Origin of the sequence: Shewanella gaetbuli (assembly GCF_023284065.1) — a bacterium.
Classification (GTDB): Bacteria; Pseudomonadota; Gammaproteobacteria; order Enterobacterales; family Shewanellaceae; genus Shewanella; species Shewanella gaetbuli.
In genome coordinates, this window is the sequence record NZ_JAKIKP010000001.1 from 327,948 (window position 1) to 349,975 (window position 22,028).

General features: G+C 40.6%; 20 protein-coding genes. 5 read left to right on the top strand and 15 right to left on the bottom strand.

Going from position 1 to position 22,028, the window contains the following annotated elements; genetic code table 11:
- Window positions 1-2: 2 nt before the first annotated feature.
- Entirely contained in the window at window positions 3-1,334 is a 1,332-nt protein-coding gene (aptA, locus tag L2672_RS01410) for an omega-aminotransferase AptA (RefSeq protein WP_248994042.1), read from the bottom strand.
- Between the two features lie 334 nt (window positions 1,335-1,668).
- Between aptA and L2672_RS01415 the strand changes: the two genes are divergently transcribed.
- From L2672_RS01415 to L2672_RS01425, 3 genes are all read left to right on the top strand, one after another.
- On the top strand, window positions 1,669-3,165 hold the full coding sequence (locus L2672_RS01415; RefSeq protein ID WP_248994043.1) for an aldehyde dehydrogenase: 1,497 nt from the start codon (window positions 1,669-1,671) through the stop codon (window positions 3,163-3,165).
- Between the two features lie 137 nt (window positions 3,166-3,302).
- Window positions 3,303-3,719, top strand: coding sequence for a VanZ family protein (locus L2672_RS01420; protein WP_248994044.1), 417 nt, complete (start codon window positions 3,303-3,305; stop codon window positions 3,717-3,719).
- Window positions 3,716-4,558, top strand: coding sequence for a sulfurtransferase (locus tag L2672_RS01425; protein WP_248994045.1), 843 nt, complete (start codon window positions 3,716-3,718; stop codon window positions 4,556-4,558). The genes L2672_RS01420 and L2672_RS01425 overlap by 4 nt, the downstream gene beginning before the upstream one ends.
- A gap of 183 nt (window positions 4,559-4,741) precedes the next feature.
- Here L2672_RS01425 and L2672_RS01430 read toward each other — a convergent pair whose 3' ends face one another.
- The 3 genes from L2672_RS01430 to L2672_RS01440 form a co-directional block, all read right to left on the bottom strand.
- Complete coding sequence (locus tag L2672_RS01430) at window positions 4,742-5,131, bottom strand: VOC family protein (protein WP_248994046.1); 390 nt, start codon at window positions 5,129-5,131, stop codon at window positions 4,742-4,744.
- A 75-nt stretch (window positions 5,132-5,206) separates the two neighbouring features.
- Complete coding sequence (blaDIM, locus tag L2672_RS01435) at window positions 5,207-6,010, bottom strand: DIM/SIM/IMP family subclass B1 metallo-beta-lactamase (RefSeq protein ID WP_248994047.1); 804 nt, start codon at window positions 6,008-6,010, stop codon at window positions 5,207-5,209.
- Between the two features lie 97 nt (window positions 6,011-6,107).
- A complete protein-coding gene (locus L2672_RS01440) occupies window positions 6,108-7,436 on the bottom strand; it encodes an ABC1 kinase family protein (RefSeq protein WP_248994048.1) in 1,329 nt (442 codons plus the stop codon).
- Window positions 7,437-7,796: 360 nt separating this feature from the next.
- Here L2672_RS01440 and L2672_RS01445 point away from each other — a divergent pair, with 360 nt between their 5' ends.
- Window positions 7,797-8,600, top strand: a complete 804-nt coding sequence (locus tag L2672_RS01445) for a cobalamin-binding protein (protein ID WP_248994049.1) — start codon at window positions 7,797-7,799, stop codon at window positions 8,598-8,600.
- 59 nt (window positions 8,601-8,659) lie between these two features.
- Here the strand turns inward: L2672_RS01445 and L2672_RS01450 are convergent, their stop codons facing one another.
- The 4 genes from L2672_RS01450 to glnD form a co-directional block, all read right to left on the bottom strand.
- Entirely contained in the window at window positions 8,660-8,977 is a 318-nt protein-coding gene (locus tag L2672_RS01450; RefSeq protein WP_248994050.1) for a hypothetical protein, read from the bottom strand.
- A 94-nt stretch (window positions 8,978-9,071) separates the two neighbouring features.
- Window positions 9,072-9,572, bottom strand: a complete 501-nt coding sequence (locus L2672_RS01455; RefSeq protein ID WP_248994051.1) for a YcxB family protein — start codon at window positions 9,570-9,572, stop codon at window positions 9,072-9,074.
- A 494-nt stretch (window positions 9,573-10,066) separates the two neighbouring features.
- Entirely contained in the window at window positions 10,067-10,525 is a 459-nt protein-coding gene (locus L2672_RS01460) for a DUF2846 domain-containing protein (RefSeq protein ID WP_248994052.1), read from the bottom strand.
- Window positions 10,526-11,253: 728 nt separating this feature from the next.
- Window positions 11,254-13,905 carry a [protein-PII] uridylyltransferase gene (gene glnD, locus L2672_RS01465; protein ID WP_248994053.1) on the bottom strand — a complete coding sequence of 884 codons (2,652 nt, stop codon included), beginning with the start codon at window positions 13,903-13,905 and terminating at the stop codon, window positions 11,254-11,256.
- A 78-nt stretch (window positions 13,906-13,983) separates the two neighbouring features.
- Here glnD and L2672_RS01470 point away from each other — a divergent pair, with 78 nt between their 5' ends.
- Window positions 13,984-14,694: a 16S rRNA pseudouridine(516) synthase gene (locus L2672_RS01470; protein WP_248994054.1), complete on the top strand. Its 711-nt coding sequence runs from the start codon at window positions 13,984-13,986 to the stop codon at window positions 14,692-14,694.
- Window positions 14,695-14,754: 60 nt separating this feature from the next.
- Here the strand turns inward: L2672_RS01470 and L2672_RS01475 are convergent, their stop codons facing one another.
- From L2672_RS01475 to lolB, 7 genes are all read right to left on the bottom strand, one after another.
- Window positions 14,755-16,299: an MFS transporter gene (locus L2672_RS01475; RefSeq protein ID WP_248994055.1), complete on the bottom strand. Its 1,545-nt coding sequence runs from the start codon at window positions 16,297-16,299 to the stop codon at window positions 14,755-14,757.
- Between the two features lie 211 nt (window positions 16,300-16,510).
- On the bottom strand, window positions 16,511-16,846 hold the full coding sequence (locus L2672_RS01480) for a PBPRA1643 family SWIM/SEC-C metal-binding motif protein (RefSeq protein WP_248994056.1): 336 nt from the start codon (window positions 16,844-16,846) through the stop codon (window positions 16,511-16,513).
- A 202-nt stretch (window positions 16,847-17,048) separates the two neighbouring features.
- On the bottom strand, window positions 17,049-18,404 hold the full coding sequence (locus tag L2672_RS01485; protein WP_248994057.1) for a sodium-dependent transporter: 1,356 nt from the start codon (window positions 18,402-18,404) through the stop codon (window positions 17,049-17,051).
- Window positions 18,405-18,786: 382 nt separating this feature from the next.
- Entirely contained in the window at window positions 18,787-19,263 is a 477-nt protein-coding gene (locus L2672_RS01490; RefSeq protein ID WP_248994058.1) for an Lrp/AsnC family transcriptional regulator, read from the bottom strand.
- 162 nt (window positions 19,264-19,425) lie between these two features.
- Window positions 19,426-20,373, bottom strand: coding sequence for a ribose-phosphate pyrophosphokinase (locus L2672_RS01495; RefSeq protein ID WP_248994295.1), 948 nt, complete (start codon window positions 20,371-20,373; stop codon window positions 19,426-19,428).
- An 80-nt stretch (window positions 20,374-20,453) separates the two neighbouring features.
- Complete coding sequence (ispE, locus tag L2672_RS01500) at window positions 20,454-21,317, bottom strand: 4-(cytidine 5'-diphospho)-2-C-methyl-D-erythritol kinase (protein WP_248994059.1); 864 nt, start codon at window positions 21,315-21,317, stop codon at window positions 20,454-20,456.
- 13 nt (window positions 21,318-21,330) lie between these two features.
- Window positions 21,331-21,942, bottom strand: coding sequence for a lipoprotein insertase outer membrane protein LolB (lolB, locus tag L2672_RS01505; protein WP_248994060.1), 612 nt, complete (start codon window positions 21,940-21,942; stop codon window positions 21,331-21,333).
- Between the last annotated feature and the right edge of the window lie 86 nt (window positions 21,943-22,028).

Genomic DNA, 22,028 nt, shown 5'->3' on the forward strand with positions numbered 1-22,028 from the left:
GGTTAGCCTACGCTGCAAATCGCATCAGATAAGCTGTTTATCATGTCGTCTATTTGAGACTTTTCGACAATAAGAGGTGGTGATAATGCCAAAATGTCGCCTGTTGCTCGGATTAAGGTGCCTTGCCTAAAGCAGCGATCAAAAATTTCGTATCCTCGCTTACCCACGCCCTCTTTACTTGGCGCAAATTGAATACCTGCGACTAAGCCGATGTTTCGGATATCAATAATATTGGGTAAACCTTTGAGGCTGTGGACGGCATCTTCAAAATATTGGCTTAAAGAACTTGCACGCTCGAATAATTGTTCATTTTGGTAAATGTTTAATGTCGCGAGCGCTGATGCGGCGGCAACAGGGTGGCCTGAATAAGTATATCCATGAAAAAACTCAATCATGTTTTCAGGGCCTTGCATGCAGGTATCATGAATATGATTACTCACAAATACGGCACCCATTGGAATAGCGCCATTATTAATGGCTTTTGCCGTGGTGATGATATCTGGGGTAACCTGCCAAAAATTACTGGCAAATGCACTGCCTAATCGCCCAAAACCGGTGATCACTTCATCAAAAATTAACAATATGCCATGCTTTTTAGTGATTTCACGTAGTCGAGCAAGATAGCCTTCTGGCGGTAAAATAACTCCTGCAGAGCCAGACATGGGTTCAACAATAACGGCGGCAATGTTTTCTGCCCCATGGAGAGTAATGAGTTGCTCTAGTGCTTCTGCTTTTTCAATTCCTTCTTTTGGAAGTCCTCTGGTAAAGGCATTTTTTTCAATATCTAAAGTATGGGGTAGGTGATCAACTCCTTGTAACAGTTGGCCACTAAATGTTTTACGGTTATTACCAATACCGCCAACGGATATGCCACCAAAACCCACACCATGATACCCCAGCTCACGACCGATAAAACGAGTACGAGAAGGCTGACCATTAGCACGATGATAACACAAGGCCATTTTTAATGCGGTATCTACCGACTCAGAACCTGAGTTAGTAAAAAAAACTTTATCAAGGCCTTCTGGGCTGATTTGAGCCAGTTTATTGGCCAGTTCAAACGCAATAGGGTGGCCAAGTTGAAATGAAGGTGCATAGTCCATGTGTGCAATTTGTTGGCTTACTGCTTGGGATATTTCACTCCGCCCATGTCCAGCGTTACAGCACCATAAGCCAGCTGTTGCATCAAGCACAGGTTGGCCTTTGTCATCGGTGTAATACATTCCTTCTGCTTGGGTTAGCAATCTTGGGTTCGCTTTAAATTGTTTGTTAGCCGTAAAAGGCATCCAGTAATTGCCCAAGTTAGGCGATGGGGTTTGTTGCGTTTCTAGCATGGCCAAATCCTTGTTAATCAAGCTAGCAAAAATTCAATTTATAGCTTGAATCAATGTGCAATAATTGCGCTATGGGTGATTGATATTTGCTACGCTATATCAAAAATAATTAACATGGAAGAGGTTTTGATAAAAAATTAAAGTAAATTGGACATTTTTGTAAAATATATTGAAATTTATGCAAGTAAGGCTTAGCTTGTATGACAAGTTTATTGTTAGGTTGAACTTGAGGTAATCTTGTTTAAAACTAGCATATTACATGGTTAATAAACACAGGACGTTTAAAGGTTAATGTTAGCCTTTAAATTTGTATATATAGGATGTCGAGGTAGCAATGAGCTCTCCAACAAGCCGAAGCGAATGGGAACAACTCGCTGAATCAATTACCATTAATGGTCAAGCAATGATTAATGGTCAATATCAACCTGCAGAATCTGGTGACACATTTGATTGTATAAGCCCTATTGACGGTAGGTTGCTTGCACAAGTCGCAAGTTGTGATTACCTTGATGCCAATAAAGCCGTTGCCAATGCCAAAGCGGTTTTTGAACAAGGAACATGGTCGCAGCTTCCCCCAGTAAAACGTAAACAAGTGATGATTCGTTTTGCTGACTTATTAGAACAACATGCTGATGAGCTAGCCTTGCTAGAAACCTTAGACATGGGTAAGCCTATTAAGTTTGCTAAAGCGGTAGACGTTGCCGGTGCCGCTAGAGCCATTAGATGGTCTGGCGAAGCTATTGATAAAATTTACGATGAAGTTGCGCCAACCGCCCATGACGAAATAGGCATGATCACTCGCGAGCCAGTGGGTGTTGTGGCGGCCATTGTGCCGTGGAACTTCCCAATGATCATGGCATGTTGGAAATTAGGCCCAGCGCTAGCTACAGGCAATAGCGTGGTGTTGAAACCCTCTGAAAAGTCGCCACTTACTGCCATTAGAATGGCACAAATTGCACTTGATGCCGGTATTCCACCAGGGGTATTAAACGTACTTCCAGGTTTTGGTGATGCCGTAGGTGCTGCACTAGCATTGCATATGGATGTCGATACATTGGTGTTTACAGGCTCAACTAAAATTGCCAAACAATTAATGGTTTATGCTGGTCAATCAAACATGAAACGAGTGTGGCTAGAGGCGGGGGGTAAGAGCCCTAACATCGTCTTTAATGACGCGCCTTGTTTAAAAGCAGCAGCAATTGCAGCTGCATCGGCGATTGCATTTAACCAAGGCGAAGTCTGCACCGCAGGTTCGCGTTTATTAGTAGAGTCGGGCGTTAAAGATGAGTTAATTCAGCTTATTGCTCAAGAGTTAAAGTCATGGCAGCCGGGGCATCCGCTTGACCCTGACACGGTAACGGGCGCAATGGTCGATGAGCGTCAATTAGAAAATGTATTAGATTACATTAAAGCTGGTTCAGATGAAGGGGCAACACTGGTTCAAGGTGGCGAGCGCGTTATGGAAGAAACGGGAGGGGCATTTGTGCAACCGACTATTTTTTCAGACGTGAATAACAAAATGACCATTGCCAGCGAAGAAATTTTTGGCCCAGTATTATCTGTTATCGAGTTTGACGGTATGGAGCAAGCCATTGAAATTGCTAACGACACCATTTATGGCTTAGCGGCTGGGGTGTGGACTTCTAATTTATCTAAAGCCCACAAAACGGCTAAAGCATTAAGAAGCGGTATGGTGTGGATTAACCATTATGATGGTGGTGATATGACCGCGCCATTTGGTGGTTATAAACAGTCAGGGAATGGCCGTGATAAATCTTTACATGCTTTTGATAAGTATACTGAAATTAAAGCGACTTGGATTGCCCTTTAGTGTGCTTCTAATCCGATAACACAAAGTATTTGCCTAAAGCCCTAAGATTAATCTCTTAGGGCTTTTTAATTTTACCTTTAAGCTTATTATGGCTATTCTAAAGTAAATTGTTGTAATCACGCTGGATGTGCTGTTTGGTGAAATCAAATATCCGCTTGTTCTCTTCTGTTATCGCAGTAAGCTTTTTAAGTTTTATACTGTGGATTATTTATTTAGCCAATACAGGGGGGCAAAGTGTGTTTTTTGAGTTAATTAAACACCTTCCTTATGGCGACAAAATTGGTCACTTCTTGTTATTTGGCACCCTCACTTACCTTGCTAACATTGCCTTAAAATTCAAAACGATAAATTGTGGCACTCAATCATTTTATTGGGGCACTATTACGGTGTCGCTATTTGTATTAATTGAAGAAGGTAGCCAAGCTTTTATTGCAACTCGCACCTTTGATTTAGCAGATTTATGGGCTGATGCTGCGGGTATTAGCTTTTTTAGTTTTTTAACTTGGTTAACTCAGCGGTATTACTTTCGTCCGTCTGGTAAGGAGGATTCATGACCAGTGAATTAGTTTCAACAGCATGGTTAGTCGAGCATTTAGAAGATGAAAATGTTGTGCTATTAGATGCCAGTATGAACACGGTTTTGGGTAAAGAACCTATCATTTATGATGGTGTTCATTGTATTCCTAATGCGTTAAATATGAGTTTAGAAGAAAGCTTTTTTGATCTTCAAAGTGCCATGAGTCATGCAATGCCAACAGAAGCCCAATTTACCGTAGCGGCACAAAATTTAGGTATTGATCACGATAGTATAGTGGTGATTTACGATGACCAAGGGATTTATTCTGCTCCCAGAGCTTGGTGGACGTTTAAGGTGATGGGGTTTGAGAATGTATTTGTATTAGACGGTGGATTGCCCCAGTGGATGGCTGAAAACTTACCTGTAGCTAATGAATTTGCTTCACCCAGTAAAAGAGGCAATATTGTTGGTCATAAGCAGTCGAATTTAATAGCAGATGTGATTGAGGTAGCTGAAAGTATCAATAAAAAATCTATTAGTATTTTTGATGCACGAGGCGTAGCTCGTTTCAATGGTTCAGCAAGAGAGCCAAGAGCTGGCGTTAGAAGTGGACACATACCCAAGTCAATTAATGTGCCTTTTTTGCAAGTGCTAAATGGTTTTAAACTCAAGTCACGTGAACAACTAAAGCCGCTATTTGAAACGACGACATCAGCAGAAGAACAGCAACGAATTTTTAGCTGTGGTTCTGGAATTACTGCTTGTATATTAATTTTGGCCTCTAAAGAAGCCGAGCATACGAGAAATAAGCTTTATGATGGTTCATGGGCCGAGTGGGGCGCAAATGCTCAATTACCGATAATGCTAGCTAGTTAATCTATGATTTGACAACCAAAACTGCCATTTTAGCAATGATTTGGGAGTTAAAATCTTTGTGGAGTTTTGAAGAAAGGTTGACCCTCGATAGAATATCGAGGGTGACTGTGTGAGGTACTTTTTACGGTTTTGATGGCATTCAATGTTGAGAGTATCAAGAGTTCAATACTTGGAGTATAGACTTTATTTGTCGTGGGATATTCTGTGTAGTGCACACAGTTTATTGCCATCTGGATCTCGAAGGTAAGCAAGGTATAAATCGAACCCCGGTCCTTTACGAATTCCGGGAGCATCTTCGCAAGGTGTTCCGCCACTTTCAGCTCCAACAGCATGCCAAGTATCTGCTAATTCAGGTGACTCTGCATGAAAGCCGATTGTTGTGCCATTACCGTGGGTTGCTGGCTCACCATTAATGGGTTTTGATAATGCAAAAATACCTGTTGGTGTGAAATAAAAGCAGCGACCCTTATCATCAACTTTGCCCGGAGCATGACCTAAAGCTCCTAAAATAGCATCATAAAACGTTTTTGATTTTTCTATATCATTGACACCAATCATGATGTGACTAAACATGTTAACGCTCCTTGTATGAGAGTAAAACACTCATTTTGTGTGGGTGTTTAACAACTAAACATTAGCTGTCGAACATTAATGTTGTTGCTGATTTTGATGCTGCTCAATCAGTTCGATAGTGTGGTTGAGTAGCGACATATCTCCAACCTTGCCATGGCCAGGTACCACCATTTCAGCATCCGAAAATTGATGCATAACTTGTTTAACTGTTAGCGGCCAAGCCTGCATGTCAGACTCTACTGTATAGCCCATAGTCTTGGTCTCTAATGATTTCACCAAACAGCCGCCAAAAAGAATTTTCTGTTGTGGTAACCATACAACTAAATTATCGCGGGTATGACCTGCACCAATATCAAATACCTCAACAAGTCCTGGTACTAATGAATATTCATGAGTATCGAACGTTTCTTGAGCGGCTTTCAAATCGGCTAATATTAAAATATGCTGAGTGGTTTCTGAAACGACGGTTTTGACTCCATGTTGATTTAAATAACCTATTCCCCCAGTACGGTCTTGATGGGAATGGGTTGAAATACTGGCAATCGCTTCAAAGCCTTGTTGGTTAATCCAATCTAATAGTTGAGCAGTATCGGTGTCGGTCCAAGGAGTATCGACAATATAAGCTTGCTTATTTTGAACAACCACTAAGCCGTTAGATTCGACTAAACCGAAATTACCCACATTCATGTAAGATTGATGCAAATAAACATTGTCAGCCAGTTTTGACATAACTAACTCGCCTTGTTGACGCTCACTTTCATGTGAATGTTGATGAACGGTTGGCGTAATATCTTCTGCAGCCATGATGGTACTGCTAAATAGAATGAAACTTAAAAATATTAAGCCAGCCATTAGGTTGTGGGTGATTTTACCGTTCATTTATAAGCCTAAAATGTAAGTGTGACAGTTATTATAACTAACCTTGATGAATGCACCACGATTACCGGCAACATATTTGGATAGAGGCTAATTGATGCTAATGATCTTGATGGTCGGTAAACAATGCCGTCACATCAACTTTGGCATTCAACTTTGCTGCGAGTAAATAAATACCTGCCAACTTACGGTGTACAAAAATGGCATCCATTGGTGGAGTATGCCAATGCTCCTGTTGTGTACTCATTACTTTAGCTGCTTGAGTGACTCTTTTAGCGAGTTGACTTGCGGCAAAATCATACGCTCCGTTATACCTAAGGGGTTCACAAGCTAACATGAATATGTCAGCAATTGCGGCTTGTTGTGTAGGGGATATGTTATCTTGAAAAAAGCCTATTTTTTCAGCGGCATTAATAATTTGAGCGCGATCATTTTGCTGTGCAGCGTTCATTAAAGCCTTGTAGCCAGCAGACATGTTATTGGAAATGGCACGGGTGGCACCGAAATCCAATAGCACAATACGCTTGTGGTCAGCTTGATATAGAAAATTACCGTAATTGGGATCAGTTTGAACCAGTTTGTAAGTCAATAATTCATCTAAAAATAACCGTAAAAGTTCCGTCGCCACAAAATCACGATCGGCTTGTGGCAACAGGGCGACAGACTCTATTGGTTGGCCTGCCAAATATTCCATACACAAAATATTGTCATTACTTAAATGGGTATAGACTTTAGGGACAACCAAGTGTGGTTGTTCGGCAATCCAGTGTTGATATTGATGCAGTAATTGCGCCTCATAAACATAGTCAGCCTCATGATGGAGTTGCTTTTTGGCTTGAGCTAACAGATTGTCCAGTTTGACATTATCTGGAATCAGCCCAGACATTTTTAGTAGCAATGCAACGTTATCAATATCGCTGTCGATACTATTTTTGATCCCTGGATATTGAATTTTTACGGCTAACTTTTCTCCGGTATCTAAGTACGCTAAATGTACCTGCCCGATAGATGCTGCGGCAAAAGGACGAAGTTCAAATTGAGCAAAATGGTCTAGCCAGCTATCCCCCCAATTATGCTTGAGTACAGTTAACAATTGCTTATGGGGCATAAAGTTGGCGTCTGAACGTAATCTTGCAAGGACATCAGATAACTCAGGTGGCAGCAGCTCACCCGCATCCATTGATAACATTTGTCCCACTTTCATTGCCGCGCCTCTTAATTTTGCAAGCTTTTCGGCTAGTTGAGCGATGTTATTAGGGGTCATTGCCAGTTGTTTTAGATTGGGAGATTGGCCTCGACTGTATTGCTTAACACCTTCTTTAATCATGTTGCCCGCTAGCCTTGATGCTAATCCACCAAATGTAGTCAGTCTAGACAGACGGCCAGAAGGGACTTTACTGGCTGTGGCATTATCTAATGATTTATTCATCTAGACCTTCATGTATGTTGACTATGGGGCGGGGCATTTAGCCACACGGGGTTCATTAATAATACGTTATTCTCAATAATTAGATCAGCTTAATCATGCAATAGGATTTATTAATTGATTATCGTCCTGAGATAGTGGCTCAGTGTGAAAACTGATACATTATTGGCAACTTAATCTGGTGATTTAGCGAGTGTGCGTTATTGTTTCGATAATTTGCGTGAATACGCCCATATAAACCAATGGTAAAGTGACCGCTTTAAGTTTATTGATTTTATTTAACAAAAAGGAATGCCCTTGTTTAGCCAAATACGTTTCATGTTTCTAGTTATTGTCAGTGTGCTTAGCGGGGGGAAATTGCTGATGGCAGAGGAACTGCCATCAACGTTAAATAACACTTCGCTACCTCGAGCAAATTTTAAAATTATAGCCTTGTCACCGCATAGTGTAGAAAGTCTATATGCCATCGGTGCTGGCCAGCATATTGTGGCAACAACGGATCATGCAGACTACCCCGATGCCGCTAAAAATATCCCAAGAATTGGTGGTTATTACGGTGTTCAAATGGAGCGAGTAATAGAGCTTAATCCTGATTTAGTCGTGGTGTGGAAAAGTGGTAATAAGGCGGAGGACATTGCCCAAATTCAATCTTTAGGGTTTAAGGTTTTTAATAGCGATCCTAAGTCGTTAGATGATGTGGCTACCGAGTTAGAAAAACTAGGCGAGTTGACGGGGTATGCTCAACAAGCTAATGGTGTTGCTAAGCAATACCGTGACCAACTTGCAATGATAAGAAAAGATAATCATGCTAAGCCCGCCGTGGAGGTGTTTTATCAACTTTGGTCAACACCCTTAATGACCGTTTCAGATGGCAGTTGGATTGAACATATTATTAGTGCCTGCAATGGGCAGAATGTATTTTTAGATGCCGACAGTGAATACCCGCAAGTGAGTATTGAAAATGTGTTGGTTAAGCAACCTGAGGTGATTTTACAAAGCTTAGATGAGGGCAATATATTAGGTGTTAACTGGCAACAATGGCCAGAACTACCGGCGGTAAAGAATAAACATATTTATCAGCTTAATGCGGATTTATTACACCGAGCCTCTCCACGAGCTTTACTCGGCGTCAACGCCTTATGTGCAGCATTAGATAAAGCCCGTTAGTGTTTTACTTCGGGTTATTGGTCAGAATAGGTTGTCAATTCAAGCCTAATCTTGCAACATTAAGGCTGGCGAGGAGACTCTTCTAGCGCTTCAATCAAAGATTTTTCTGATTCAGAGGGAACGTCTGTTTCTTCAAATGCTGGGATACCGTCTAAAAACTCGATTCTTTGATAGCCTCGTTCAGTGAGTTGATCATTCACACAGTCAAGCAAAAAAGTACTCACTTCATTCTGCGGCAGTAAATCTTCTTGTGCTATTTGTAAGCAGGCAGATTTAAGCAGAGCAATATCTTTTTCAGGTGCAACAGGTAACGCATGGCTCGTATTTGAGGCCATTAGCAGTCCTGCTGCACAACATAAAGTAAGTGGGTATTTCATACAACTATCCTATTTTGTTATTTTTGTCGGCGTTATTTTGGTTATTATATTGCGCTAATTCCGACTAAATATTCAAATACTTTATTGCTGTAAGTTAATTTTTTTGTCTAATAAAATCCATTGCTGCTTCAGAAAGCCCTTGTTTGCTTAAATAGCTTTTGCCTTTGGCCAGAGTGATTAAAAAGCCGCTTTCAGATTCAGTAATGCGATACATATCAGTCCAACGGATTTGATGATTTACATAGGCTGATTTTGTGGCAATGCCATCATCGTCAATAGTAATGGTGGCGGGGTTATTTGCCGCCTTACTCATCATTTGTCGCCACAACCACCAAGTGCGTTTAAACTTTATACTCAGTGCTTCAACCACCGCTAAACCGACAAAAAAGTAGCCTAAATAGTACATATTCTTGTTAGCCAGTTGTTCATCACCGGTGCTAGTTAATAGCAAAATAGCGATACCGGCCAGCGCAAATAATCCTGCCTTAATAAAGTCTTTAGGCTTGACACTGCTATCGACTGAAGCGTCATAAGTCTCAGCAAAGTAGGCTTTATTTAAGGTAAATTCATGGCTAAAAGTGAACGAAGAGGTCATGTAGGTAAACTCATAATACGAAAGACGTGGGGATTATGGCATATTTTATATCAATCGTAATACATAACTGATCACCTTCGCTTGTTAAAATACTCAATAACGGTATTAGATTTTTTGAGTGTAGAAGCACGACTTATCGAAATAACTGCCTTGCTATCAAGCATTTTCCCTACGTTATTTTAGAACACTGATTTATTGTGATTATTATCAATTGTGGGTAAAAACAAAGGGAGCAATAAATGCTTCCTTTTGCCGGAGGACATTAAAGTTTGAGACTTATTTTTGGACAAAAGGGAGTTAAATTATTGAATCGATTACCAGTAGCTTAGATGAAAAAAGTATCTCAACTGGTTAAATTAACTCAACCCCTTTTTCTCAGTTACAGTGAGTTGCTATGTGTTGACAAAGGAGAGTCTATGTAGCAATCAAATTTGACCGGAGTGAAAATATACAAACTGTATACTTAAACTCTCCTTTTTAATGAGTTTATTATGCTATGAACTACACTTACCTTTAATAGCCATATCTAGTTTTGAAACGTGCTGTTTTCCTTTACTTTCGTCAACAAGTTCTACACCAGCACCACCAACCAAAACCCCCATTTTTATATACTGACTTATAAAATAGTTTTTACCGCTTTCAGTTGTAACTATTAAATCATTTGGTGAGAACTCAGACTCTGTTGAAATTTTATGTTCCTTATTGCCTTCTACAGCTTCATAAAAGAACATGTTAGGCGCTGTTTCACCGATACAATCACCATCGAGCCAAACATCTTTTTTCAAGGCGCCACCAAAACTTCCTGACCTGTATATATATAATCCAGCTTTGCCCTCAGGAGGTGAATTGAACTGTTTAGCCATTTCACTTTTTTCTTTCGTTTCCATCGGTACACTTGTACAGCCAGTTGTTAATACGGCTGCAATTGCAACAGTGACTAGAAGTTTATTCATTTTTTTCCCTTTTATTATTTATGAGCTTCAAATGCTCGTATGTTTGAAATAGCATAATCATAGTCGCTGGAGTGCCGATAAAATCTCTTAGGCACTCTTCGATATTATATTTGCAAAACATTTTTCTGCTAATACAGCCGAAACTTAACATCTTGATTTTATTAGGTCAATTAAGTTTTTATCAACATTGGCCTGAGGGTTTGCCTGCGTAGCGAGTCATCCGTGTATAGGCTAATATGATTTAGCTACTACATTAGAGCCTAATTCGTTTATTTTGGTGGATATATGTGTTGCAGGTACTCACTTTGTTAATTTATTTATCTTTTCTTAAGTATAGAAACCCATAAAACACAACTTAGTACTTTTAGACTTAATTTTAATTGAGGGCATCGAGAAAAGGTCGTTAGAGCTTTTCGACAATGGCCAAAGACGGATAATGATGAGGTTAAAAGCTGGATTAATCCCCATCGAAAATTATGTGTTTTTCAGCATTTTTCGCCTGGGGCGTTGAGGATTTCCAAAGGGCTTCTTTTGTAAAAAAAAAGCGTGCGTTTTGCCCCTTCGGTCTGGTGTGGACGAAGCGCCACAATGTTAGTGGTCGCAGGCCATATTGCAAACTCCTTTGGGGCAAAACCTTTCTCAGAGCAAAATGCAAACTACGACACCTTTATGTCTTCGCTAAAGGTTACTTATTCGCTAAAGGCTATTATGCACTCGCTAAAGGCTAATTAATCATTACCTACAGACTCATTAAGTAAAGACGCTAATTGTTGTTGTTCTTGCTTATCGAGCTGTTGACCATGTTTATTGGATAACAAGAAAACGTTATCGGCACGTTCACCTACGGTACTAATGTTGGCGGAATGGATTGTCAGTTCTTGTTTAATGAAAGCATTCGATATCTGCTCCATAAACTCACTGGTATCTAGCGCTGATACATTCAATAGTGTACGGGTTGATTGGCGAGAATACAGGAACTCGACACTTAATTGGTTTTCAAAGTTTTTATGGGTACGTGGCTCGCGCACCTTAGGCAGCTGAGCATCATGATCCAAAACCTTATACAATTTTTGTAATACTTGAGTTCTGCGAGCATCGCTAAAAATGGGCATGTCATCAAAATCGAGAACTTTAAATGCCTCAACAACGTAGCCATCTTTGGTAATGGAAATTTGTGCTTGCTTAACCGATATTTTCAATCTGGCTAAAGCATTGAATAGTTTTACAAATAGCCCAGGTCTGTCTTTGCTATACACAAAAACATCGCTACAGCCTTTTACCGTCACATTGTCTATTAATATTAAGGTTTCAAATTGGCTTTCATGTTCAGGTTGTTTGGTGTGTGCTAGTAGCGCTTTACTGTAACGGGCTATATCGTTAGCTTCAGCATGGCTGAAAAATGATAAAGGCAACCGTTTCCACAGCGCTTTTATTTCTTCTAAATCAACGTTTTCTTGTTGTAATAACTGAATGGCGTCTTGCTTATGATCACGCACAATGACTCTGAGTTGTTGTACGTTTTCAAAGCCATTATGCAATGCTTTACGGGTCGCGAAATAAAGCTCTTTGAGTAATGCTGCTTTCCAGTTATTCCATAGGTCATCGTTGGTGGCTTGAATGTCGGCGATAGTTAAACAATACAATGCATCTAGACGAGTTTGGCTACCCACGGTTTTAGCAAAACGGTTAACCACGTCAGGGTCATGAATATCCATGCGCTGTGAGGTAATTGACATCAATAAATGATTTTCAACTAACCATGATATCAACCGTTCTTGTGATACTTTTAAGCCATGAAACTTAGCAAATAAACGTGCATCTACTGCACCAAGTTCACTGTGATCACCGCCACGCCCTTTAGCCAAGTCATGAAATAATGCCGCAAATAGCAAAGAGGACTTATTAGGCATTTTTTGGTAAAGGTCTGCGGCAAGTTGACGGTCTTTATCTATGGTGCCATTTTGCAAGTCTGCACCATAGTTATAGATATTTTTAATTAATTTATGAGTATGCTCATCTACGGTATAGGCATGAAACAAATCAAATTGCATTTGGCCTACCACTTCACGCCATTGGGGTAAGTATGAAGCTAAAATACCGTGCTGATGCATTAAGGTTATTGCCAGCCCCATGCCTTCAGGATGATTAAATAACTGCTTAAAAGACTCTCTACAGGCTTGAAAGTCTTGTAAGTCTCCCATTAAACGTCGTCTAACTTGACGCAGTAGCCTTAACGTTTCCGGAGAAATACCAATAATTTGATCATGGTGAGTGGCGATTAATAGAAACAACGCCATAATTTGCGAGCGATCAATAAACACATCTTCATCACGTACGTGGATATGTTGATCAACAATTTCAAACTTATCATTAATAGGGATCACATGAGAGTGTGCACTAGGTGATATTTCACGGGCAAAGTACGCCATTAATAACTGGTTTAATTCTCTGATACGCTTCATTGCTCTAAAGATCTGACGCATCATTTTTTCGATGGCAATATTACCACCTTCACCAAGTGGACTGCCTTCACCAAAGCCCATTAATTTTGCCACTTCAGCTTGGTATTGTAGCAGGAGTCTATTTTCAGGACGTTTGGCGGCTTGATGAAGCGCAAAGCGAACACGGAATAAAAAGTTTTGACACTCCATTAATTCAGCATATTCATCATTGGTGAAAAAGCCCCGTCGTCTTAGGGTTAGCATATCGCCAACACCAAAATGTTTGCGGGCGACCCATGTTAGGGTTTGTAGGTCTCGCATGCCACCGGGGCTGGTTTTTAAATTCGGTTCAATACTATAAGCCGTACCTTGGGCTTTAATATGGCGCTGTTTTTGTTCATCGAGTTTGGCTTCAAAAAAGCTATCACTGCGCCACAGTTCATCACCGTATAAGGCATCTAAAACTAGGGTTTCGTGTTGTTGGCTACCGGCGATATGACGAATTTCTAATAAGCTGGTGGCAATGGTGACATCATCTCTACAGGCTTGATAAGTGTCTTGTATGGTACGAACGCCATGGCCTAAATCGAGGTTTAAGTCCCATAGTTGAGTAAGGAATGCGCTGACTTTTGCTGATTCATCTTGATTAAGGGCTTGGTCATGAATAATGCAGATGTCGATATCGGAAAAAGGATGTAACGTTTGGCGGCCATAGCCTCCAACCGCATTGAGTGAAATGGTCTGTTCATCTAACTCATGTGCTTGCCACAGGATACTGAGAAGTTGGTCGAAAAATGTCGCTCGTAGTTTAAGCGTATCATTGATTGAGCAATGAAGAATATTGTCTTCTAAAAATTTACCCAGTGCTGAAATAGAGGCTTTTAGCTCTGAAATACTCATTCCAGCGCGCAATTCTGTACAAGCAGGTTGCGAAATCATGTTACTCCTTGTTAGTTTTTTCCAATGACAGGGTAAGGTATTATGCTAGCTAACTCAACTGACAAAAAAGCATAAGCTATGATTTCAAAACGGGGCAGAATTGACACCTTTATTGCCAAGCGCCTACAAATCCCTAAAAAAGCGGTCAAAGAGTTAATTGCCAATAATCAAGTTCTTGTGGATGAGGTTGTGGTAACTCAGGCGGATTTGCAGATTAACGAATTCAGTTTTATTGTGTGCCAAGACCAAATATTACAGCAGCGTACCCGACAATATTGGATGTTGAATAAACCTAAAGGCGTGGTCAGTGCCACGGTTGATAAACAGCATCCAACTGCGGTTGATTTGTTAACTGGGGTTGATAAAGAGTTATTACATATTGCGGGTCGGTTGGATGTTAATTCAACTGGATTATTGCTCATCACCAATGATGCTAAATGGTCACAAGCGTTGATGTCGCCTGAGGCGAAAGTGACTAAAAGCTACCAAGTGACCTTGGCTAATGCCATTGATGAACAGTACATTGAAGCATTTGCGCAAGGGATGTGGTTTGAATACGAAGGGATTACCACTCAACCAGCAACCTTATTACCTATCACTAGCCATCAAGCAATTGTTGAATTAAAAGAAGGCAAATACCACCAAATTAAGCGGATGTTTGGCCGTTTCCGCAATCCCGTTATTGGGCTGCATCGTCAGTCTATAGGGAAGATTATATTAGATGAAAATTTACCAGCCGGAGAGTTTAGGGCGCTGACAGCAGATGAAGTTAATTGGGTGAAAATGTAAAGCCGAAGATAAAAAAGGGAGCATCTTGATGCTCCCTTTGTTCATTGTTGTGTACGTAGATTAAGCACTAGCGGCTTGTTGGTTGCGCTGCATTTGCAGTAACCATTTACCGTAAATGAAAATACCTACCGCAGAAATAATACCGATGGCCGCAATGATGTACCATGCCATCCCAATATTATTGGCTTCGTATAACATATGGGTAAGCTGTTGTGCTTCCATACCGGTAAAGTCGACTAAACGCATAAAGGCTTCACCTTGAGGAATGGCGTCAACATCGGCTTGGCTCATACCTTGGGTGACTAATTCATTTCGTGAAATCACTTCTTTAGAAGCATAAATTTGATACAGTTTTGGCGCAAAATAGCCTTCTAGTGTCCAACCTATACCTTGAGGCAGCATAACAAAACCTAAGTACATGGCTTTTTTGCCTTCTGGGGCAATATTCCCCATAAACTCGTTCTTTTTCGGGCTGATCATCATCTCACCCAAAGAGAACATGGCAATTGCTAGCACTATCATCCATGCGGCGTTAAATACTCCCACAAGCATGATGGCGGCAATACTTAAAATACAACCGATAAGCATGGCTGTGGTAATACGGTATTTTGCTGTGAACGCGGCCACTAAAAAGCAAGTGGTCATGATCATACCGGCATTTAAGTTCAGCATGCCCTCTGGCATGACTTTTGTGCCTTCGTTATTTAAGCCCAGCCAGAATTGTAAAATACCACTACTGGTGCCTTCAGGGCCAAATAGTGAGGTAACAATAATACTGGTATCAACCCACTCAGCAATATGAATAGGTAGTACATCAAATAACGAATTATATAAAAACCAGAAACCGGCAAATACCAGCATGTAATAAATCACTACTGGTTTTTTCAGCTCGTGTAGCGCATCTTTCCATAGCGCTTCTTGATGAATTTCACCTGACTTAACTTTACGGGCACGTTCAACACGTTCTTCTTTACCTGGTTCTTTATAAGCTAATAAGAATAGGAAGTTTAAAGAAATAATAGCCGCACACGCATAAAACACATTATCCCATGAAAGTTGACGCATATGTACGGCAACTAACGGGCCTAAAAAGCCACCAATATTAACGACTTGATAAAATATACCCCAAGCCATTGAAGTGTTTTCTCGCCGAGTAGATAGTACTAACGTGCCTTGAATGCCGGGTTTGAATATCCCTGTACCTGCCGCTAACAACATGGCTCCGGCTAAAAATCCCCAAAAACTTGGGAAAAGAGCCATCATCAAATAACCCATTATTTTTATAATGGTTGAAACAAAAATGGTTTCTTTGTAGCCCACTCGGTCAGAGATACCGCCGGTAAACACGGGGATAAAGGTTTGTAACATTGCCCATACAGCAATAATGATACCGTAGTCATGAAGGTCAATCCCTAAACCGCCTTCTGATACCGGTGATTTTGCATATAAACCCGCACTGGCTTTTACACCGTAATAGGCGATACGCTCGACCAGCTCCATACCGCCAACAAGCCAAAATATATAGCCTAAACTGGTGATGGAAGCCCACATGCCAAGCTGTTTTACTTCACTGAGGTCGTTACCTGAGTGTGAATTTTCACTCATAAGTTACCCTTTTTTATGGTTCTTATAACAATAGGTGGCAACACTTTACCCAATTTAAGCAAATTATCCAAAACAACCGTGACTATTTAACGGTGAGTGGCGGTAAATTGCTCAGTTTATGCTGAGGTGTGATTGAAGTTTGACTGAAAAGGGGGAATGAAAAAACGAGCTTAATAAGCTCGTTTTAAATAGGGAAGTTTAATAGCTTAAATTAGCCACAACACTTTTTATATTTTTTACCACTGCCGCAGGTGCATGGGTCATTACGGTTAATTTTTTCGCTTGCGGTAACCGCTTTAGGTTTATTCAGAATCCCATTTAACTCAACAATATCTTCCGCGCCGTCAGTCACAACACTAATGTTGGCAGCAAGGTTATTGTCATCAACCAGCTTTTGTACTTGCTGCAGACGTTCAGTTGAAGTTACCGTTAATGTCAGTGGGTTTTGCAAGGTCCCCAGCTTGGTTTGTCGCTTAGTGTTATAGCCACTTTCACCATAGGCGGGTTTAGGGGTTTTACGCCCTTTGAAGAAAAATTTGTCTGACATACTGTGTACCTTAATGACTCTTGAATCGGCTTTTGTTGCGTTGATGAAATCAGTTGCTAAAGTCGGTTGATTAAAATTGATGATAACTTGGCGCAGCTTATACAGTAATTGTCTGGTTTTGACTAATATAATTTACCTGTGAGAGTAAATAAAAATGCAGACTTGAGGATACAAGTCTGCATTTTGTATGTGCTATGAAAAATTAAAAGAATAACTGCATGATAATCAACATGATTAATACTGGGCAGATGAATTTCACATAAACCGGCCAAATACGCCAGAACACAGTATTGGTATTCACGCCTTCTTGAGCGGCAATGACGCTAATTAATTGGTTTCTATTCCATACCCAACCTAAGAAGATAGCGATGCCTAACGCGATAAGTGGCTGCGCTCGCTCAGTTGTTAAGGTGATGATTAAGCCAAATAGAGCCTCAAAGTTAAACACAATCACACTGGCCAATATTGCAATGGTTGCTCCAACCAGTAAGGTGGCGCGCTCACGGCTGATAGTTGTTTTTTCGACAATGTAGCTGGTGGGGACTTCAACAATAGAAATCGCTGAGGTTAAACCTGCTATGGTCATTAAGCTGAAAAACACGATGGCTAAAATATAATGACTTGCACCGCTAAAGGTATCAAACAGTGCAGGTAACACCGTGAATACTAAGGTGTCTGCGTTAAGTAGGCTGCCGTCTTCTGCAAAAATTTGCACGCCATTATGTTGGGCAACGTACATGGCAGGAATAATCATTAATGCCGCAAAAAAAGCTACAGAAGTATCGGTTAAAGTGACATAAGCGGTTAATTTACTTAAATCTTCTTTTTGGCTTAAGTACGCACCGTAAACCATCATTGCGCCAGTACCGACCGATAACGAGAAGAAGGTTTGTCCTAGCGCACCAATTAACACGTCTGTATCAAATACCATTGAAAAGTCTGGGGTAAACAACGCCTTTAAACCTTGCATTGCCCCAGGCTGAGTTAAAATGTAACCCGAACCACCAATTAACATTAGGATCAACATGGGCATTAATCGCTTTGACCAACGCTCAATACCTTGTTGTACCCCTTGTCTAATGACCAAGATGACCAATGCGATAAAGATTAAAGTGAAAACTAAATTACGAGATGCTGAAAACTCAGTTAACCAACTTGTTGCAGTAGGCAAGTTGGCCGCCTCGGTGATTGGTGAAATAGCAAAACTGATAAACCAACCAGACAATATGCTGTAAAAAGTACAAATTAAGGTTGCGGTAATAATTGAAATAAACCCAATCGATTTAGCCACTTTTTTAGCTATTGAATGGCTAGCTAATTTAGCCATGGCATCAGCTGGGTTGGTTTTTCCATGACGGCCAACCATCAATTCGGCAAGTAGCATTGGATAGCCAAGTAGCACAATAAGCACAGCATACATCAATAAAAATGCACCGCCGCCGTGGCTTGCCGCTTGAGTAGGAAACCCCCAAATATTACCTACACCAACAGCTGAGCCTGCTGCTGCCATAATAAAGCCGATTCTTGAACTAAATTGCCCATTTAATTGTGTTGCCATGAACTGCCGTTTTCCTGAATGAATAAATGTTTTAGGCGGCGGATTGTAGTGTTCAATATAAAATTCGCAACGAGATTTTATTGTCTTTATATGGTTATTTTGGGGTTATCTCTAGCGTTAAATGAGTTGTTTTTGATGTTAACTTTTAGGTGTCGATGTATTTATGGTGATTTGTTGTTTTGGGGCTGGGGTTTGTTGTATTAAACGCAATTTTATGGCGTTAAGTCGATTTTCAAAAAGGTGATCTTTGTCACGAAAGGGCGTTCTAAAGTCGTGTGCAGTTGTATTAAGTTTGTAATTATCATGGGTAGGCGATGTAACGATAGATCAAAGCTGCAACGACAAAACCGCCAAGTTAGAGGGCGGGGACTTAACCTGTCGATTACTCGGGTAAAGGAATGATTGATTTTTGCTTCACATGTTTAAGGACAAAACTAGAGTGGACTCCTCTGATATGCGGGTTAGAGGTGAGCTTTTCTAATAAAAATGTTTTGTAGTGAGCCATATCTTTTACCAACACTTTTAGTTGGTAGTCAGCGTCGCTACCGGTCAGTAGGCAACATTCTTGCACTTCATCATAAGCGGTTACGGTTGTTTCAAACTGTTCCAGTACTTCTTGGTTATGTTTTTCTAAACGTACTTGGATAAAAGCCGTTAAAGCTAAATCAAAATGAGTAGCACTTAATAAAGTGGCGTAACCGGCAATATAACCGGCATCTTCTAAAGCTTTAACTCTTCTAGAACACGGAGAAGCCGATAAGCCAACTTTAGTGGCTAATTCTTGGTTAGACAGCTTGCCTGACGTTTGCAGCAATTTAAGTATTTTTAAGTCAGTTTGATCTAGTTGCATTGGAGGCATGAGTTTTAATGTTCGCAAGAGTGGATAGTGACTAGTCTAACGAATTTGCTAGCATTGCTCTAGGTTGTAGAAACAAATATGCCGCTTATTATAAGCGGCATATTATGATTATCTGTCAGTGTGTTTTATCTGCTGCATGCGCAGTATTACTGACGGAGCCAATTAGTGACGGAACATTGCAGAGATAGACTCTTCATTGCTTACGCGACGAATGGCTTCAGCTAGTACAGCTGACATAGTAAGTTGTGATACTTTACCCACTTTAAGCATTTCAGGGCTTAAAGGTACGGTATCAGTCACAATCACTTCATCAATCACTGAGTTAGCAATATTTTGTGCAGCATTGCCAGAGAATACTGGGTGAGTCGCGTAAGCGAATACGCGATTTGCACCATGTTCTTTTAGGGCTTCTGCAGCTTTACATAGTGTGCCACCGGTATCGATCATGTCATCTACGATAATACAGTCACGACCTTGAACATCACCAATAATATGCATAACTTGAGCTACGTTCGCTTGTGGGCGACGTTTGTCAATAATCGCTAGGTCAGAGTCGTCTAATAGCTTAGCGACAGCACGAGCACGTACAACGCCACCAATGTCTGGTGAAACAACAACAGGGTTGTCTAACTTCTTAGCTAACATATCTTCAAGTAGCACAGGGCTACCAAATACGTTATCTACTGGCACATCAAAGAAACCTTGAATTTGCTCAGCGTGTAAGTCACAAGTTAATACGCGGTCAACACCTACACTTGATAAAAAGTCAGCAACAACTTTTGCAGTAATAGGTACACGGGCACTACGTACGCGGCGGTCTTGACGTGCATAACCAAAGTAAGGAATTACTGCGGTGATACGGCCAGCAGAAGCACGACGTAAAGCATCAACCATAACGATTAATTCCATTAAATTATCGTTAGTTGGTGCACAAGTAGATTGGATGATAAACACATCCGCACCACGTACGTTTTCGTTAATTTGAACACTGATTTCACCGTCGCTGAAACGGCCTACAACTGCGTCGCCAAGTTTGCAAAATAAACGTTCGGCAATCTTATTGGCTAGATTTGGGGTAGCGTTACCAGCAAAGAGCTTGATGTCGGGCACTTTATGAACCTCAGGTGTTTGCTTAAAGTTAGTGGCTAAACCCATCAATGCGGCTGCAATTTAAATGGGTTTAGAATAATTTAGTCGAGCTTATCTAGTCGATCCAATAATGGAGACTTATTTAGCCCTTTTGCGACAAAACCTTTCATGTTAGCTGGTAATAAAGCTAAAACATCAAGTGCTTGTTGCGAATGCTCGAACTCGCCAAACACGCATGCGCCTGTTCCGGTCATTCTCGACGGCGCATATTCTACCAGCCAGCTTAAGGCATTGGCAACTTGAGGGTGTTGTTTGATCACTAAGTTTTGACAATCATTTGTCCAACTATTGGACAGTAAAGTGTCCATACTCAGTTTGGGAGTGTCACGTTTTAACTCAGGATGTTGAAATATACTGCGAGTACAAACATGCACATCAGGGATGATAACTAGGTACCATTTTTCAGGCGGTGATACCGTTTTTAATTGTTCTCCCACACCTTCGGCAAAAGCCGCTAAACCATTAATAAACACTGGCACATCAGCGCCTAGCGTTAATCCAATTTTAGCTAATTCATGTACAGGTAAGTGGGTTTTCCACAATGCATTTAAGGCTACTAAAGTGGTTGCTGCATCTGAAGACCCCCCACCTAAACCGCCTCCCATTGGCAATAATTTGTCTAACCAAATGTCTGCACCACCATAATAATGGGTAGCTTCTTTTAAAGATTTTGCAGCTTTTAGAATTAAGTTATCGCTGTCAGGGACAGCCTCTGACATATTTGAATGAAGTCTAAGCTCTGGCGTTTCAGTGATGTGGAAATCAAGATAATCACAATGGTCAATAAATTGAAATAAGGTTTGCAGTTCATGGTATCCATCGGCGCGCTGCCCGGTAACATGTAAAAATAAATTTAGCTTTGCCGGAGCCGGCCAGCTTTTAGATTTTCGGTTGTTATGTTTCAACGTAATATCCTTGCTAATTGGATTTTGTTGTTAACGCTTGCCAAATATTAGACTGAATACGTATTTGTACGTCTTGTCGTTCTATTTTTAAGAGTCTGGGCACTTCAACACCACTTTGTTGCTGCCAACTGATAAAGCTTACTTGCCAATCGGCTTGAGGATCTGGACTGGTAAAGCTTAATATTTTACCGTCTTTATTATAGCTGATAACGTTATCATTGCTGCTAACTCTACCTGTTAACCAAAGTGGAATGTCGTCAAAGGGAATGGTGATACCACTGACAGAGCTTAACAAGGCTTGCGGGTTAGTATCTTGGTAATTTTTACCATCAACATTTAGCTCGGCTATACCCTGATCATCTTTTAATGTTAATACATTGGTGCCTAAAGGGGTGGTCAAACGTAATTCATTACCTTTAGTATGGTGAAACCAATATAAGTTAGTGCTAAATTTATCCGTTGATGATTTAACCGCTATTTTACCCTGCAATTCCCAGTGGCTGGCATCTGACACACTGGTGACATTAGTGGGTTGATATTCTTGTGTGGGTAAACTAGTACAAGCACTTAGCAACAACAGTAATGTAAAAGCAATTGCACTTTTTATTTGATTGAAACGCGGCAAAGTAAGCTCGTTTATAAATAAATGGTTAGTCTATGATACTGGGCAAAGTGGAAGTTGTAAAAATGCTTTTCGTTAAGCGCTTTAAG

What these genes read in the sequence shown, in the direction of transcription:
- L2672_RS01455 (WP_248994051.1), bottom strand. Translation starts at nt 9,572, where the DNA reads ATGACCTCTTCGTTCACTTTTAGCCATGAATTTACCTTAAATAAAGCC.
- L2672_RS01475 (WP_248994055.1), bottom strand. Translation starts at nt 16,299, where the DNA reads ATGAGTGAAAATTCACACTCAGGTAACGACCTCAGTGAAGTAAAACAG.
- L2672_RS01480 (WP_248994056.1), bottom strand. Translation starts at nt 16,846, where the DNA reads ATGTCAGACAAATTTTTCTTCAAAGGGCGTAAAACCCCTAAACCCGCC.
- blaDIM (WP_248994047.1), bottom strand. Translation starts at nt 6,010, where the DNA reads ATGAACGGTAAAATCACCCACAACCTAATGGCTGGCTTAATATTTTTA.
- L2672_RS01470 (WP_248994054.1), top strand. Translation starts at nt 13,984, where the DNA reads ATGATTTCAAAACGGGGCAGAATTGACACCTTTATTGCCAAGCGCCTA.
- L2672_RS01490 (WP_248994058.1), bottom strand. Translation starts at nt 19,263, where the DNA reads ATGCCTCCAATGCAACTAGATCAAACTGACTTAAAAATACTTAAATTG.
- aptA (WP_248994042.1), bottom strand. Translation starts at nt 1,334, where the DNA reads ATGCTAGAAACGCAACAAACCCCATCGCCTAACTTGGGCAATTACTGG.
- glnD (WP_248994053.1), bottom strand. Translation starts at nt 13,905, where the DNA reads ATGATTTCGCAACCTGCTTGTACAGAATTGCGCGCTGGAATGAGTATT.
- L2672_RS01430 (WP_248994046.1), bottom strand. Translation starts at nt 5,131, where the DNA reads ATGTTTAGTCACATCATGATTGGTGTCAATGATATAGAAAAATCAAAA.
- L2672_RS01445 (WP_248994049.1), top strand. Translation starts at nt 7,797, where the DNA reads ATGGCAGAGGAACTGCCATCAACGTTAAATAACACTTCGCTACCTCGA.
- L2672_RS01450 (WP_248994050.1), bottom strand. Translation starts at nt 8,977, where the DNA reads ATGAAATACCCACTTACTTTATGTTGTGCAGCAGGACTGCTAATGGCC.
- L2672_RS01440 (WP_248994048.1), bottom strand. Translation starts at nt 7,436, where the DNA reads ATGAATAAATCATTAGATAATGCCACAGCCAGTAAAGTCCCTTCTGGC.
- L2672_RS01425 (WP_248994045.1), top strand. Translation starts at nt 3,716, where the DNA reads ATGACCAGTGAATTAGTTTCAACAGCATGGTTAGTCGAGCATTTAGAA.
- L2672_RS01460 (WP_248994052.1), bottom strand. Translation starts at nt 10,525, where the DNA reads ATGAATAAACTTCTAGTCACTGTTGCAATTGCAGCCGTATTAACAACT.
- L2672_RS01415 (WP_248994043.1), top strand. Translation starts at nt 1,669, where the DNA reads ATGAGCTCTCCAACAAGCCGAAGCGAATGGGAACAACTCGCTGAATCA.
- L2672_RS01485 (WP_248994057.1), bottom strand. Translation starts at nt 18,404, where the DNA reads ATGGCAACACAATTAAATGGGCAATTTAGTTCAAGAATCGGCTTTATT.